Below are 11,665 nucleotides of genomic sequence, written 5' to 3' on the forward strand. Positions count from 1 at the left end.
TCACCCGGCGCCTACGGGGCCCCCGGCGCGGGTTCGGCGATGCCGGGCGCGGACTCCAGGACGGCGGGTCCGGCGACCGCCGCGCCCGGGAGGACCGGCAGCAGTTCCGGGCGCTTCGCGCTGCGCCCGTCGCCGGAGGAGCGGCCGCGCAGCCGGCGACCGAGCCAGGGCCCGAGGAATCCGGCCGCCCAGGCCACCTCGGTGGAGACGGTCCGCAGGGCGGAGGGGGCGGGGCGGTGCGGCAGCGGGTGGGACCAGCTGTCGTCGCTGCCCGGCACGCCGAGGGCCTCGGCCAGGGCGGCGGCGATCCGCGCGTGGCCCAGGGGCCCGGCGTGGAGCCGGTCGACCGCCCACAGGCGCGGGTCGGCCGCGACGTCGGACAGGCCGGTCTCGGCGACCACGACCCCGTGCCGGGCGGCCGCCTCGCGGATGTGGGCGTTGAGCGCGAGCAGGCGGGGTCGCAGCGGTCGGGCCGCGGGGGCGATCCGGCCGATGTCGGGGACGGTCGCGGTGGCGACCTGCGCTCCGGCGGCGGCGAAGGCGGCGAATGCCTCCTCCAGCCGGCCCGCCACCCGTGCCGCGTCGAACCCTGGCCGGAGCAGGTCGTTGACCCCCGCTATGACGGTGACCAGATCCGGGCGCAGCGCCAGCGCCGGCTCCACCTGTTCGGCGACGATCTGCCCGGCGAGCCGGCCCCGGACGGCGAGGTTGGCGTACAGCAGGCCGGGGTTGGCCACCGCGAGGTGCTCGGCGAGCCGGTCCGCGAAGCCCCGCAGGCCGACGGTGTCGTCGCCGTCGCCGACCCCCTCGGTCTGGCTGTCGCCGATGGCGACGTAGCGCGCGTACTCAGCCTTCGGCATGGATGGTTCCCCCTTCGCGCAGGCGCAGCACGGAGGCGGCCCGCAGACACCAGTCGCGGTGGCCCTGCTCGAAGGCCAGACCGCGCAGGCAGGTCAGATAGGCGCCGGCCCGGGGGCCCGTGCGCAGGTATTCCTCCTCGGCGGTGTCCCCGCGCAGGTTGCGCAGCAGCTTGCCGAGGAACTCGATCTTGCGTTCGGCGGCCACCGCCCGCTCCTCCAGCTGCGCGATCACCGCGCCGGCTCCGATGCTGTCGGACGCCTGGACCTTGACGAGGAGGTCGTCCCGGATGACGGAGGTCTTCACGTCCGCCACGGCGAACGCCTCCAGCTCGGCGCGGCCGGCCTCGGTGACCCGGAACAGTCGCTTGTTGGGCCGGGATTCCTGGACCACCTCGCGGCCCGCGACGAGCCCGGCCTTCTCCAGCTTGGCGAGTTCGGCGTAGACCTGTTGGGGCAGGGCGTGCCAGAAGTTCGCCACGCCGACGCCGAACTCCTTCGCCAGTTCGTACCCGCTGTACTCGTCGTCCAGCAGCGCCGCGAGTACGGCATGCCGCAAGGCCATCGAGGCTCAGCCCCTTCCCTTTTCCGGTCCGTCAGCCGCATGATACTCAAGAAAGTGATTAGTCATATTGATGAGTAGGAGGAGGGGTCATGGAGACTGCCGAACGCTTCCGCGCCGCCGTCGAGAAGGGGGACCTGGGCGCCCTGGACGACCTGTTCACGGACGACATCCGGCTCTACAGCCCGGTCAAGTTCAAGCCCTTCGAGGGCAAGGACATGGTCATGGGCCTCTTCGGGGTGCTGCTGCGCACCTTCGAGGACCTCCGCTACCTCGGCCGTCTCGACGGCGCCGCCGAGACGAGTGCGGACGGACAGGAGGCGCCGTCGGTGATCCTGCCCTTCCGGGCCCTGGTGGAGGGCAAGCAGATCCACGGCATCGACCTCCTCCAGTTCGACGAGGAGGGCCGGATCAAGGAGTTCACCGTCATGGTCCGCCCGCAGTCCGCCGTACGGACGCTGGGGCAGGCGGTACTGGCCGGCCTGGTGGCGGACGGTCTCGCACCGGCTCCCGACGCGAACGCCTGAGCCCGCACGGCCGGGGCGCGGACCCGTACGACCCGTACGGCCCGGCTCAGCCCCGCTGCCACCAGAAGCCGGGGACGGTCACCATGGCCGCGACCAGCAGCACGCCGGCTCCGGCCGCCACTGCCCCCGCGGGCCCGCGGCGGGGGTCGGCGGCGGCCGCGAGCCACAGCAGCGGGGCAGACAGGAAGAAGATCATCATCCCGCCGAGGGACCCGAGCACCGACCAGAACAGCATGACGACCCCGACGATGACGGCCGCCCGCACGAACGACGCCCGGCGCCTGCCGAGGAGGAGCGGGAGCGCCACGAGACCGGCCGTCACAGCACAGACCATCAGGTGGACCGACCCTTCCACGAAGGGGATCAAGTACAGCGCCGGCGGCACGGGGGACAGCAGCGCGCACAGGGCCAGCGCGTACTGCCACGGATGGGCCCAGTCGCGCGCACCGTCGCCGAATCCGGCATGCGCTCCCCCGCCCGTCACCGCTCCGGTTCCCACGGCCGCCCCCTCGCCCCGGACCGTACGCCCGATTCCGATGAACACGTTCAACTGAACGCGTTCAAGCTACCGGATGTTCGCCCGCGCCGGCCGACGGAGGCTCCGTTGTGCCCGCCGGGGAGCCGTGCATATAGTCACTACGCATCCATCCAGTTACTCATGGTTACAGGGGGAATGGTGTTACGCATCCATCGGGGAATCGCCGCGGCCGCCGCCGGAGCACTGCTCGCACTGGGACTGGCCGCCGCGCCCGCCGTCGCCGCGCCCGGGGTCGACCGGTGCGGGGCCGACGGAAGGCTGCCGAGGCCCCAGGACCACCGCTTCTACGTGCAGTGCGCGGCCGGGGTCGCGACCGTGCACGCCTGCCCCACCGGTCAGGTCTTCGCCGCCGTCCCGCAGGTCTGCGACACCCCCGACCGCGTCCGCCCCGCCGTGGCCACGGTGGCGGGAGCCGGACCGGCGAAGCTCAACGGCCTGCTGTTCGGCGTGAAGAACCTGAACGCCACCGTACGGATCGTGGACGCCCCCGCCGGGCTCGACGGCGTACCCATCACCTTCACCACCCTCGGCGGCCGCCCGCTGTGCACCGCCGTCACCGACCAGTTCGGGGAGGCGCGCTGCGACAGCCCGGCCCGACCGACGATCCCGCTGGACGAGCTCCTGCGCGGCTACCGGGCCACCTACGCCGGCATCGGCGGGATCTACCTCACCTCCTCGGCGACCGCCCCCGTCTCGCTGTTCTGAGCCGAGGCGCCCTCCGCGGTGGCGTCGAGCCCGTGCCGGACCCACACGTTCGGTTCCACGTAGACCGCGTGGCCGCGCTCCGGCTCGCAGTGGACGGGCGCCAACGCCCCGGGCACGTGGACGGGGCCGGGCTCGTCGAAGGGCAGCCCGGTCCACTCGCGCCACTCGTCGAGGGTGCCGTTGATCGTCATCGACAGCGGGGCCACCGAGTCGATCACCCCTCCCGCGCGCACGTGCACCCGCAGCCACGGGTCGTACGGCAGACCGTCCTCGCGGGTGCGGTACGCGTACTCCGCCATCGGCGCGTCCGGCTCGGCGGGCTTGCCGTTCGGCCGGACCGGAGCCACCAGTTCGGCGAACCCGGCGGCGCGGGCCGCCCCGCGCATCGCGGCGAGCATCCGGCCCGAGAGGCCCTCGCCCTGCCGACCGGTGGCGACGCTGACCTCGATCGCGCCGAGCGTGTCGGGGCGCACGCCGCGCCGGTGGTCGGAGAAGGCCCACATCAGGACGCGGTCCCAGCCCTGGCCGGGCAGCACCCCGTCCCGGCCGGCCGCGTGCAGGGCGAAGGGCACGGCGTAGGCGCGGGCCACCACCTCGTCGCCCTCGGTCGCGACCCAGACGAACTCCGGGAACTCGGTGACGATGCGCGGGTAGAGCAGCCACGCCAGCGGGTCGTGCGTGGAGAACTCCGGCCAGGAGTCCTCCATCTCGTGCAGGCGGGAGGCCAGTTCCGGGCGACGGGCCAGCGAGTCGATCTGCATACCGGTCATACCCGCAGGTTAGGAGCGCGCCCGCGGACCCTCAACCGGTTTGATCACCGCGGCCCGCCTCCCGGTCCAGGGCGGTCCGCAACCGCCGCACCGCCTCGGTCAGTTCACCCGATCCCGGGACGCCGGAGAAGCTGAGGCGGACGTACGAGGCCGGCGGCTCGGCGCAGAAGTAGGGGCGGCCCGGCGCGACCGCGACCCCGGCGCGCAGGGCCGTCGCCTGGAAGTCGGAGTCGTCGCCCGGCCCGCCGGGGCGGACCCACAACTGGTAACCGCCGGACGGCAGATGGGGCAGCTCGACCGAGGGCAGGTCGCGCCTCAGGGCCCCGGCCAGCACGTCCCGCCGGTGGCGGAGTTCGGTGGCGACCGACCGCAGGTGGCGGGGCCAGGCGGGCGAGCCGACCAGTTCGAGAGCGGCTTCCTGGAGGGGACGGGACACGAAGAAGCTGTCCACGACCTGGATGGCCCGAAGCCGGTCCAGCACGGGGCCGCGGGCGGCGATGGCCCCGACCCGCAGGCTGGGCGAGGTGGGCTTCGTGAGGGAGCGGACGTGGACCACCACGGCGTCCGGATCCTCCGAGGCGAGGGTGGCGGGCAGCGGGCCGCTGTCGTCGTGGGCCATGTGGCGGGCGTAGTCGTCCTCCACCACGAAGGCACCGGCGGCGCGCGCGATCCGCAGCACCTCGGGCCGCCGCGCGGCGGAGAGCACCGCGCCGGTCGGGTTCTGGAACACCGGCTGGCACACGAAGACCCGCGCGCCCGTGGCTTCGAAGGCGGCGGCGAGCAGCTCCGGCCGGACCCCGTCGGCGTCGACCGGGACCGGAACGGGCCGGCAGCCCGAGGAGCGGGCGATGGCCAGCAGCCCGGGATAGGTGGGCGACTCGACCAGCACCGGACTGCCGGGCGGGGCCAGCGCCCGCAGGGCGGTGGTGAGGGCGCTCTGCCCGCCCGCCGAGATCAGCACGTCGGCGGCGCGCACGGACCCGGCGGCGCCCCCGATCTCCCGGGCGAACCAGTCGCGGAGCTCGGGCAACCCCTCCACGGGCGGGCGACCCCACGCCCCGGGCCGGCGCCCCGCGCGGGCCAGGGCGGCCGCCATCGCCCGCTCGGGCTGCAACGAGGGGTGGAGGTAGCCGCTGTTGAGCTCGATGACCCCGGGCTGCGGAGCGGCGAGCGAGATCAGCACCCCGGAGGCGTCCACGGAACGCGGCACGATGTCCCCGGCGCCCTCGGCGCTGAGGGCGACCTCCTGCCAGGACGTGTCGGCCGGCGCGAGCGCCGTCGTACGCGGCCGGGCCCGGAACGCCCCGGCTCCGGGGCGGGTGACGACCAGCCCCTCGGCGGCGAGCTGGGCGAGGGCCCGGGTGACGGTGACGGGGCTGACCCGGTAGCGCTCCACCAAGGCTCGGCTCGACGGCAGCTTTCCACCTACCGGATAGCGGTCGAGCTCCGACCTCAACGAATCCGCGAGTTCCGCCACACTGCTACGCTCGTACATGACAGCACAGAATAGCGCTACTCGCTCCACCTCGATAGCGGTCCGGCCCACCTCCGGTCCGGCGGCCGGCAAGGGAAGCGGCGCGGGCGCAGGCGCGGGAAGCGATCCGGGCGTGGGCACGGACGCGCGAAGCGGCCCGGGCGCGGAAGACGGCCCGGGCACGGCCACCGCCGCCGGATCCACCGTCGGCATCACCAACGGCACCGCCGGAGATGCCGGCGACGGCGGCGGCCGCCGTTCGGGCACGCTGCTCGCCCTGCTCGGCGTCGTCGCGTTCTCGCTGACCTTCCCCGCCACCGCCTGGGGCCTGGAGAGCTTCGGCCCCTGGTCCCTCGTCGCGCTGCGCAGTCTCCTCGCCGCGGCGATCGCCGGGGTCTTCCTGCTGGCCGGCCGGGTCCGGCCGCCCGCCCGCGAGCACTGGACCGGGCTCGCCGTCGTGGCGGGCGGGGTGGTCGTGGGCTTCCCCCTGCTGACCACCCTGGCCCTACAGACGTCGACCACCTCGCACGCGGCCGTCGTCGTCGGGCTGCTGCCGCTCACCACCGCCGCGCTGTCCGCCCTGCGCACCGGCGCGCGCCCCTCGCGGCGGTTCTGGGCGGCGGCGGTCGCCGGTGCCGCGATCGTGCTCGGCTTCACCCTCGCCCAGAGCGGCGGCAGCGTCTCGACCGGCGACGCCTACCTGTTCGGGGCACTGCTGGTGTGCGCCGCCGGCTACACCGAGGGCGCCCGGCTCGCGCGGACGCTGCCGGGCTGGCAGGTGATCGGCTGGGCCCTGGTGCTGTGCCTGCCGCTCAGCGCGGCCGGTTCCGCGCTCGGTCTCGCGTACGAGCCCGTGCACCTCACCGGCCACGGCCTGGTCGGGCTCGTCTGGGCGGCGGCCGGATCCACCTTCCTCGGCTTGTACGTCTGGTACCGCGGCATGGCCGCGATCGGCGCCCCGCGCGCAAGCCAGCTCCAGCTCGCGCAGCCCCTGCTGACCCTGCTGTGGTCGGTGCTCCTGCTGGGCGAGGAGCTGTCGCCCGCCACCCCGCTGGCCGCCTGTGCCGTGCTGGTCTGCATCACCGCGACTCAGCGGGTCAAATAGCCGCGAACCGCCCTAAACTGCTATCACCGGATCGGATCGGACCACCGTCGAGGAGGTTCACCATGCACGCCACCGAGGGCGACCAGATCGTGCAGCACGGCAGGGTGGTCGGACAGAACGACAAGGTCGGCGAGATCACCCAGATCCTGGGGGAGAACGGAACCCCGCCCTACCGGGTCCGCTTCCAGGACGGGCACGAAGCGCTCATGGCTCCCGGACCCGACTGCGTGGTCCGGCACCCCGCCGACCCCGCCCACTGACGGGTGGCTTCGGGTTCAGCGCGGCGGCACGGCCGTCGGGTAGTGGTCGGCGATGACCCTGGCCATCGCCCCGTTCGGGTCCGCGACCACCTGCTTCGCCGAGAAGTAGACGTGGCCGCGGACCTCCGCGTGCTCCCGGGCCAGCCGTACGTGCCGTGACAGCTCCGCGGGGTCCCGCCAGGCGGGCGTGGTGCTCCGGGCGTCGCAGCGGTACAGCGCCTCCCCCACGTACAGGTCGACCCCGGTGCCCCGCACGGCGTCCGCCCACCAGGGCACGATGGCGGCGTAGTCGGCGCTCGGGTGGCCGATGTGCCAGTACGCCTGCGGCGCGATGTAGTGGAGCCACCCCTCGGTGACCCACTTGCGGGTGTCCGCGTACAGGTCGTCGTACGTGGACACGCCCGCCCGGGTCGGCGAGCCGAGGGGATCCCGGTCGGAGTTGCGCCAGACCGCGAACGGGCTGACCCCGAACCGCGCGGCGGGACGCACCGTGCGCAGCTTCTGCGACATCTCCCGCACGAGGGTGTCGGTGTTGTTCCGGCGCCAGTCCGCGCGCGAGGCGAAGGCGGAGCCGTACTCCTCGAAGGCCGCGTCGTCGTCGAAGTACTGACCGGTGACGGGGTACGGGTAGAAGTAGTCGTCCCAGTGCACCCCGTCCACCGGGTAGCGCTCGACGGCTTCGAGCATCGCCCGCTGCACGAAGTCCCGCACCTCCGGCAGCCCCGGGTTGTAGTAGAGCTTCCCGCCGTACGGGACGGTCCAGCCGGGGTTGCGGCGCGCGGGGTGCGTGGCGACCAGTCGGCTGCGGTCGGTGTGGTTGGCGACCCGGTAGGGGTTGAACCAGGCGTGCAGCTCCAGGCCGCGCGCGTGCGCCTCGGTGACCGCGGTGCCCAGCGGGTCCCAGCCCGGGTCGCGCCCCTGCTGGCCGGTCAGCCACTGCGACCAGGGCTCCCGGGTCGAGGGCCACATCGCGTCGGCCGTGGGCCTGACCTGGAGGATGACGGCGTTCAGTCGGCGTTCGACGGCGGTGTCCAGCAGCGAGAGCAGTTCGGCGCGCTGCGTCGCGGCCGGCAGACCGCTCCTGGAGGGCCAGTCCACGTTCTCCACGGAGGCGATCCACATGCCGCGGAACTCCCGGGCGGGCCCCCGGGTCGCCGCCCGTTCCCCCGCCACCCGTTCCCCCGGCGCCGCGCCCCCGCCGAGCGCGGCCGCCGGGCCGGCCGCCGCCGTGAAGGCCAGCGCCCCCGCCGCTCCGGCCAGCAGCTGCCGCCGTCCGATGTACGTCATGTGACGACTCCGTTCCGTTCCGTGACAATGCGTTGCGTGCGCCCAGCATGCCCGCCCCGGCCCGCCACGGAGCTCAACGTCGGGGGTAACGTCGGGGGGCGTGGCGGGCGTCGGAACGCAGTTACCACTGTCGAGTACGGGGGACCCGCGATGGATGAGCAGCGAAAGGCACGACGTGACGGACCTCTCTACCCTCCCGACCGACATCACCCGGGTCGGCGTGGTGGGCTGTGGCCAGATGGGCGCGGGCATCGCCGAGGTGTGCGCCCGCAGCGGTCTTGAGGTGATGGTCGCCGAGACCACCGGCGAGGCGCTGGAGATCGGGCGGACCAGGCTGCACAACTCCCTGACCAAGGCCGCCGAACGCGGCAAGATCAGCGAGGAGGAGCGGGACGCCACCCTGGCCCGCCTGAGCTTCACCACGGACCTCGGCGAGTTCGCCGACCGTGACCTCGTCATCGAGGCGGTCGTCGAGAACGAGCAGGTCAAGACGGAGATCTTCCAGGTCCTCGACCAGGTGATCACCCGGCCGGACGCGATCCTCGCCTCCAACACCTCCTCCATCCCGCTGGTGAAGCTGGCCGTCGCGACCTCGCGTCCGGACCAGGTCATCGGCATCCACTTCTTCAACCCGGCCCCGGTGCAGAAGCTCGTCGAGCTGATCCCGGCCCTGACCACCTCCGAGGAGACGGTCAAGCGGGCCGAGGCCCTGGTGCGGGACGTGCTCGGCAAGCACGCGGTCCGCGCCCAGGACCGTTCCGGTTTCGTCGTCAACGCGCTGCTCGTGCCGTACCTGCTGTCCGCGATCCGGATGTTCGAGTCCGGCATCGCGAGCCGCGAGGACATCGACAACGGCATGGAGCTGGGCTGCGCCCACCCGATGGGCCCGCTCAAGCTGTCCGACCTGATCGGTCTGGACACCATCGCCTCGATCGCCGACTCCATGTACGCCGAGTACAAGGAGCCGCTGTACGCCGCTCCCCCGCTGCTCCAGCGGATGGTCGACGCGGGCCGGCTCGGCCGCAAGACCGGCTCGGGCTTCTACCCGTACGGCTGATCCGCGCGGCGCCGGGGTCCGCGGGGGCGGCCGCGTACGGATGCCCCCGGCGGCCGGTGCCTACGGGCGGCCGAGCCGCAGGTGGTGCAGCAGGAGCAGCCCGGCCGCCATGTTGGCGGCCGGGATCTCCCCGCGCGCGATCATGTCCGGCACCAGCTTGAGCGGGACCCACTCGCGGCGCGACGACTCGAACGCGTCCTGCGGGTGCCCGGTCCAGGTCGCGCCGTCGGCCCAGTAGAGGTGGTGCCGGGCGTCCGTCAGGCCGTTGGACGGCTCGACGGTCATCAGGTGGTGCAGCGGGCCCGGTCGCCAGCCCGACTCCTCCTCCATCTCCCGGGCCGCCGCGCACGCGATGTCCTCCCCGTCCTCGACGACCCCGGCGGGGAGTTCCCAGCCCCAGCTGTCGGTGATGAACCGGTGCCGCCACAGCAGCAACACCTCGTTGGCCTCGTTGACGGCGGTGGCGACGGCGACCGGCCGCAGCCTGATGACGAAGTGGTCCAGGTGCCGGCCGTCGGGGAGTTCCACGTCGGCGAGGTTCACGTCGAACCAGCGGTTCTTGTACACGGTCTGCTCACTCAAGTTCGTCCACTGCACGGTATTGCCACCTTCCGGTTCCGTTGGTGACAACATCGCAGCAGCTCACACACTCACAGGGGAACGCGCAGCGCCTCGTCGATCAGCTGCGCGGTATCCTCCACACCCGCCGAGCCGCAGGTCAACAGCTGTTCGCGGACCGTCCGCAGCCGGTCGCGCAGGCGCAGCGACTCCATCCCCTTGGCCCGTTCGGCCATTTCGGCCGCCGTCGCCACCGCCCCGTCCGCCTCCCCCTGGCGCAGCTGGATCTCGCACAGCATCGCCAGCCGGTGCACACGACCCCGGTCGTGCGCCGGGGTGCCCACGGCCTCGACGGCCTGGGCGTGCGCCGCCCGCAGGTCGCCGAGGCCCAGCAGCGCCTCGGCGACCTGTACGTTCACCAGTCCGGGCTGCACGTACCCGGTCTCGTCGGGCTCGGCACCGGCTCGGATCCGCCCCGCCGCGGACTCGGCGCGCCGGATGCAGGACAACGCCGCCGCAGTCTCGCCGAGTTGGGCGTACGCCTTGGCCTGCATCGCGTGGAGGTCGGCGGCCAGGGCCGGGGTGGTGTGCCGGCCGGCGGCCCGCAGCGCGGCCTCGGCGAAGGCGACGGCCTGCCGGTGGTCCCGCAGGTGCAGGGACTGGTTGACCAGCAGGGCGATGACGTACGCGCCGAGCCCGCGGTCCCCGCTGGCCTTCGCGAGGCGCAGCGCCTGGTGGAAGTAGCGCTGGGCGAGCCCGTGGGCGTCGGAGTCGTACGCGCAGATCCCCGCCACCGCCACCAGGGAGCCGGTGGCCCGGTAGAGCAGGCGTCCGACCGGGTCGGGATAACTGCCGCGCAGCATCGGGGCCGTCTCGTTGCCGAGGAATCGGACGATCCTGTCCCGGGTCGCGACACCGCCGGCCCGCCGGTACATCAGCTCGTAGTGCGCCCGGGCGGCCCGCAGGATCTCGATGTGCTCGGGCCCGATCCGGTGCGGCCCCTCACGGGAGACGTCCGCGTCCTCCGGCGGGTTCTCCCACTCCCACACCGGGATCACGGCGGGGGTCCCGGTGACCGCCTCGGCGGTGAGCTGCCCGGGCCGGGCCAACTCGTCGGAGCGCCACAGCGCGGTGGCCCGGTCGACGAACCCGCTGAGCCGGGTCGTGTGCGGGGCGGGCAGGCCGGGCACGCCGAGCCCGATGTCGTCGAGGGCCACGGGGCGGTGCAGGCGTCCCCCGAGGACCTCGCAGATCAGGTCGGGCACCTGGCCGCGCGGCCGCTGGCCCTTCAACCACCGGGACACCGCGGTGTGTTCGTACCGCAGCGCGAGTCCTCGGGTCCGGCCCGCCTGGTTGACGTGCGCGGCGAGTCCGGCGTGGGACATGCCCGCCTCGGCGAGGAGGGCGTCGAGCAGGGCATTGGGCTGCATGGGCCCTCCAAGGGCTCGTCGGAATTCAGGCTAGCGGGTGGGCACTTCACCCGAGGGGCAGTACGCCCGATTCACACGGGGTGCGAATCGAGTACGCGCATAAATGCGATCCGCACCCTGCCGCGGAGGGGGCCCGGCGCGCTTCACTGAAGAGCCTCGCCAATGAGGCCGCTCGGGTCGTCGGCTCCCCCTCGTACAGTGCGACGACCCGGCACCGCGCCGCCCGCCTTGCTGTCTGCCCGACACTCCATGGCAGGCGGGCGGCGCGCCACGGCTGCCGCGGGCCCCGGTTGGTCGCCGGGCCCCGCCAGCCGGGCCGTATCCGCACCGGGCCCGTCCACCGGCCCGGTGCGGAGCGGCACCACCGCTTCCGGGAGGCCCGGGCCGCGGGCCGGATCCGTCGGTGGGGGTGGGCGCGGCCGGCTCGGTCAGACACGGTCGTTGCGCAGCACCACCAGGGCGACGTCGTCGGCGAGCCGTCCGCCGGTGTGGCGCGGCAGCGCGGCGTGCACGCCGGCGGCCGGCCGCGCGGGCG

Annotated in this window: 13 protein-coding genes; 5 read left to right on the plus strand and 8 right to left on the minus strand. The window is 73.8% G+C overall.

Annotated features, from left to right (window positions below):
- Positions 1–11 precede the first annotated feature (11 nt).
- Positions 12–860, minus strand: a complete 849-nt coding sequence (locus tag ACFVS6_RS25415) for an SGNH/GDSL hydrolase family protein (RefSeq protein WP_389707149.1) — start codon at positions 858–860, stop codon at positions 12–14.
- Positions 847–1,422, minus strand: a complete 576-nt coding sequence (locus ACFVS6_RS25420) for a PadR family transcriptional regulator (RefSeq protein ID WP_389707151.1) — start codon at positions 1,420–1,422, stop codon at positions 847–849. Before ACFVS6_RS25420 ends, ACFVS6_RS25415 begins: the two co-directional genes overlap by 14 nt.
- 89 nt (positions 1,423–1,511) lie before the next feature.
- Here ACFVS6_RS25420 and ACFVS6_RS25425 point away from each other — a divergent pair, with 89 nt between their 5' ends.
- Entirely contained in the window at positions 1,512–1,946 is a 435-nt protein-coding gene (locus tag ACFVS6_RS25425; protein WP_389707152.1) for a nuclear transport factor 2 family protein, read from the plus strand.
- Positions 1,947–1,992: 46 nt separating this feature from the next.
- Here the strand turns inward: ACFVS6_RS25425 and ACFVS6_RS25430 are convergent, their stop codons facing one another.
- Positions 1,993–2,445, minus strand: a complete 453-nt coding sequence (locus ACFVS6_RS25430) for a hypothetical protein (protein ID WP_389707154.1) — start codon at positions 2,443–2,445, stop codon at positions 1,993–1,995.
- Between the two features lie 174 nt (positions 2,446–2,619).
- Here ACFVS6_RS25430 and ACFVS6_RS25435 point away from each other — a divergent pair, with 174 nt between their 5' ends.
- Positions 2,620–3,189 (plus strand): chitin binding peritrophin-A domain-containing protein, encoded by a 570-nt coding sequence (locus ACFVS6_RS25435; protein ID WP_389707156.1) that lies wholly within the window; start codon positions 2,620–2,622, stop codon positions 3,187–3,189.
- Here the strand turns inward: ACFVS6_RS25435 and ACFVS6_RS25440 are convergent.
- Together ACFVS6_RS25440 and ACFVS6_RS25445 are read right to left on the minus strand one after the other, a co-directional pair.
- A complete protein-coding gene (locus ACFVS6_RS25440) occupies positions 3,147–3,959 on the minus strand; it encodes an N-acetyltransferase (RefSeq protein ID WP_389707158.1) in 813 nt (270 codons plus the stop codon). The genes ACFVS6_RS25435 and ACFVS6_RS25440 overlap by 43 nt on opposite strands.
- 31 nt (positions 3,960–3,990) lie before the next feature.
- The gene (locus tag ACFVS6_RS25445) at positions 3,991–5,454 is read right to left on the minus strand and encodes a PLP-dependent aminotransferase family protein (protein WP_389707160.1); all 1,464 of its coding nucleotides are present in this window, start codon (positions 5,452–5,454) and stop codon (positions 3,991–3,993) included.
- Here ACFVS6_RS25445 and ACFVS6_RS25450 point away from each other — a divergent pair.
- Positions 5,453–6,538, plus strand: coding sequence for a DMT family transporter (locus ACFVS6_RS25450; protein ID WP_389707162.1), 1,086 nt, complete (start codon positions 5,453–5,455; stop codon positions 6,536–6,538). The two genes, ACFVS6_RS25445 and ACFVS6_RS25450, sit on opposite strands and share 2 nt — an antisense overlap.
- 62 nt (positions 6,539–6,600) lie before the next feature.
- Positions 6,601–6,798 (plus strand): DUF1918 domain-containing protein, encoded by a 198-nt coding sequence (locus ACFVS6_RS25455; RefSeq protein WP_281209903.1) that lies wholly within the window; start codon positions 6,601–6,603, stop codon positions 6,796–6,798.
- Positions 6,799–6,813: 15 nt separating this feature from the next.
- Here ACFVS6_RS25455 and ACFVS6_RS25460 read toward each other — a convergent pair whose 3' ends face one another.
- Positions 6,814–8,085 carry a glycoside hydrolase family 10 protein gene (locus tag ACFVS6_RS25460; RefSeq protein WP_389707164.1) on the minus strand — a complete coding sequence of 424 codons (1,272 nt, stop codon included), beginning with the start codon at positions 8,083–8,085 and terminating at the stop codon, positions 6,814–6,816.
- Positions 8,086–8,239: 154 nt separating this feature from the next.
- On the opposite strand from ACFVS6_RS25460, the gene ACFVS6_RS25465 reads away from it, so the two are divergent.
- A complete protein-coding gene (locus ACFVS6_RS25465) occupies positions 8,240–9,142 on the plus strand; it encodes a 3-hydroxybutyryl-CoA dehydrogenase (protein ID WP_281210387.1) in 903 nt (300 codons plus the stop codon).
- A 60-nt stretch (positions 9,143–9,202) separates the two neighbouring features.
- On the opposite strand, the gene ACFVS6_RS25470 is transcribed toward ACFVS6_RS25465, so the two are convergent.
- Both ACFVS6_RS25470 and ACFVS6_RS25475 read right to left on the minus strand, forming a co-directional pair.
- Positions 9,203–9,739, minus strand: a complete 537-nt coding sequence (locus ACFVS6_RS25470; protein ID WP_281210386.1) for an NUDIX hydrolase — start codon at positions 9,737–9,739, stop codon at positions 9,203–9,205.
- Between the two features lie 53 nt (positions 9,740–9,792).
- Entirely contained in the window at positions 9,793–11,130 is a 1,338-nt protein-coding gene (locus ACFVS6_RS25475; RefSeq protein ID WP_389707166.1) for a transcriptional regulator, read from the minus strand.
- Between the last annotated feature and the right edge of the window lie 535 nt (positions 11,131–11,665).

The sequence above is a fragment of the Streptomyces sp. NPDC057939 genome (assembly GCF_042887545.1).
Taxonomy (GTDB): domain Bacteria; phylum Actinomycetota; class Actinomycetes; order Streptomycetales; family Streptomycetaceae; genus Streptomyces.

Coding starts and splice junctions, on each gene's coding strand:
- ACFVS6_RS25415 (WP_389707149.1), bottom strand. CDS start 860: ATGCCGAAGGCTGAGTACGCGCGCTACGTCGCCATCGGCGACAGCCAG.
- ACFVS6_RS25420 (WP_389707151.1), bottom strand. CDS start 1,422: ATGGCCTTGCGGCATGCCGTACTCGCGGCGCTGCTGGACGACGAGTAC.
- ACFVS6_RS25425 (WP_389707152.1), top strand. CDS start 1,512: ATGGAGACTGCCGAACGCTTCCGCGCCGCCGTCGAGAAGGGGGACCTG.
- ACFVS6_RS25435 (WP_389707156.1), top strand. CDS start 2,620: ATGGTGTTACGCATCCATCGGGGAATCGCCGCGGCCGCCGCCGGAGCA.
- ACFVS6_RS25440 (WP_389707158.1), bottom strand. CDS start 3,959: ATGACCGGTATGCAGATCGACTCGCTGGCCCGTCGCCCGGAACTGGCC.
- ACFVS6_RS25450 (WP_389707162.1), top strand. CDS start 5,453: ATGACAGCACAGAATAGCGCTACTCGCTCCACCTCGATAGCGGTCCGG.
- ACFVS6_RS25445 (WP_389707160.1), bottom strand. CDS start 5,454: ATGTACGAGCGTAGCAGTGTGGCGGAACTCGCGGATTCGTTGAGGTCG.
- ACFVS6_RS25455 (WP_281209903.1), top strand. CDS start 6,601: ATGCACGCCACCGAGGGCGACCAGATCGTGCAGCACGGCAGGGTGGTC.
- ACFVS6_RS25460 (WP_389707164.1), bottom strand. CDS start 8,085: ATGACGTACATCGGACGGCGGCAGCTGCTGGCCGGAGCGGCGGGGGCG.
- ACFVS6_RS25465 (WP_281210387.1), top strand. CDS start 8,240: ATGAGCAGCGAAAGGCACGACGTGACGGACCTCTCTACCCTCCCGACC.
- ACFVS6_RS25475 (WP_389707166.1), bottom strand. CDS start 11,130: ATGCAGCCCAATGCCCTGCTCGACGCCCTCCTCGCCGAGGCGGGCATG.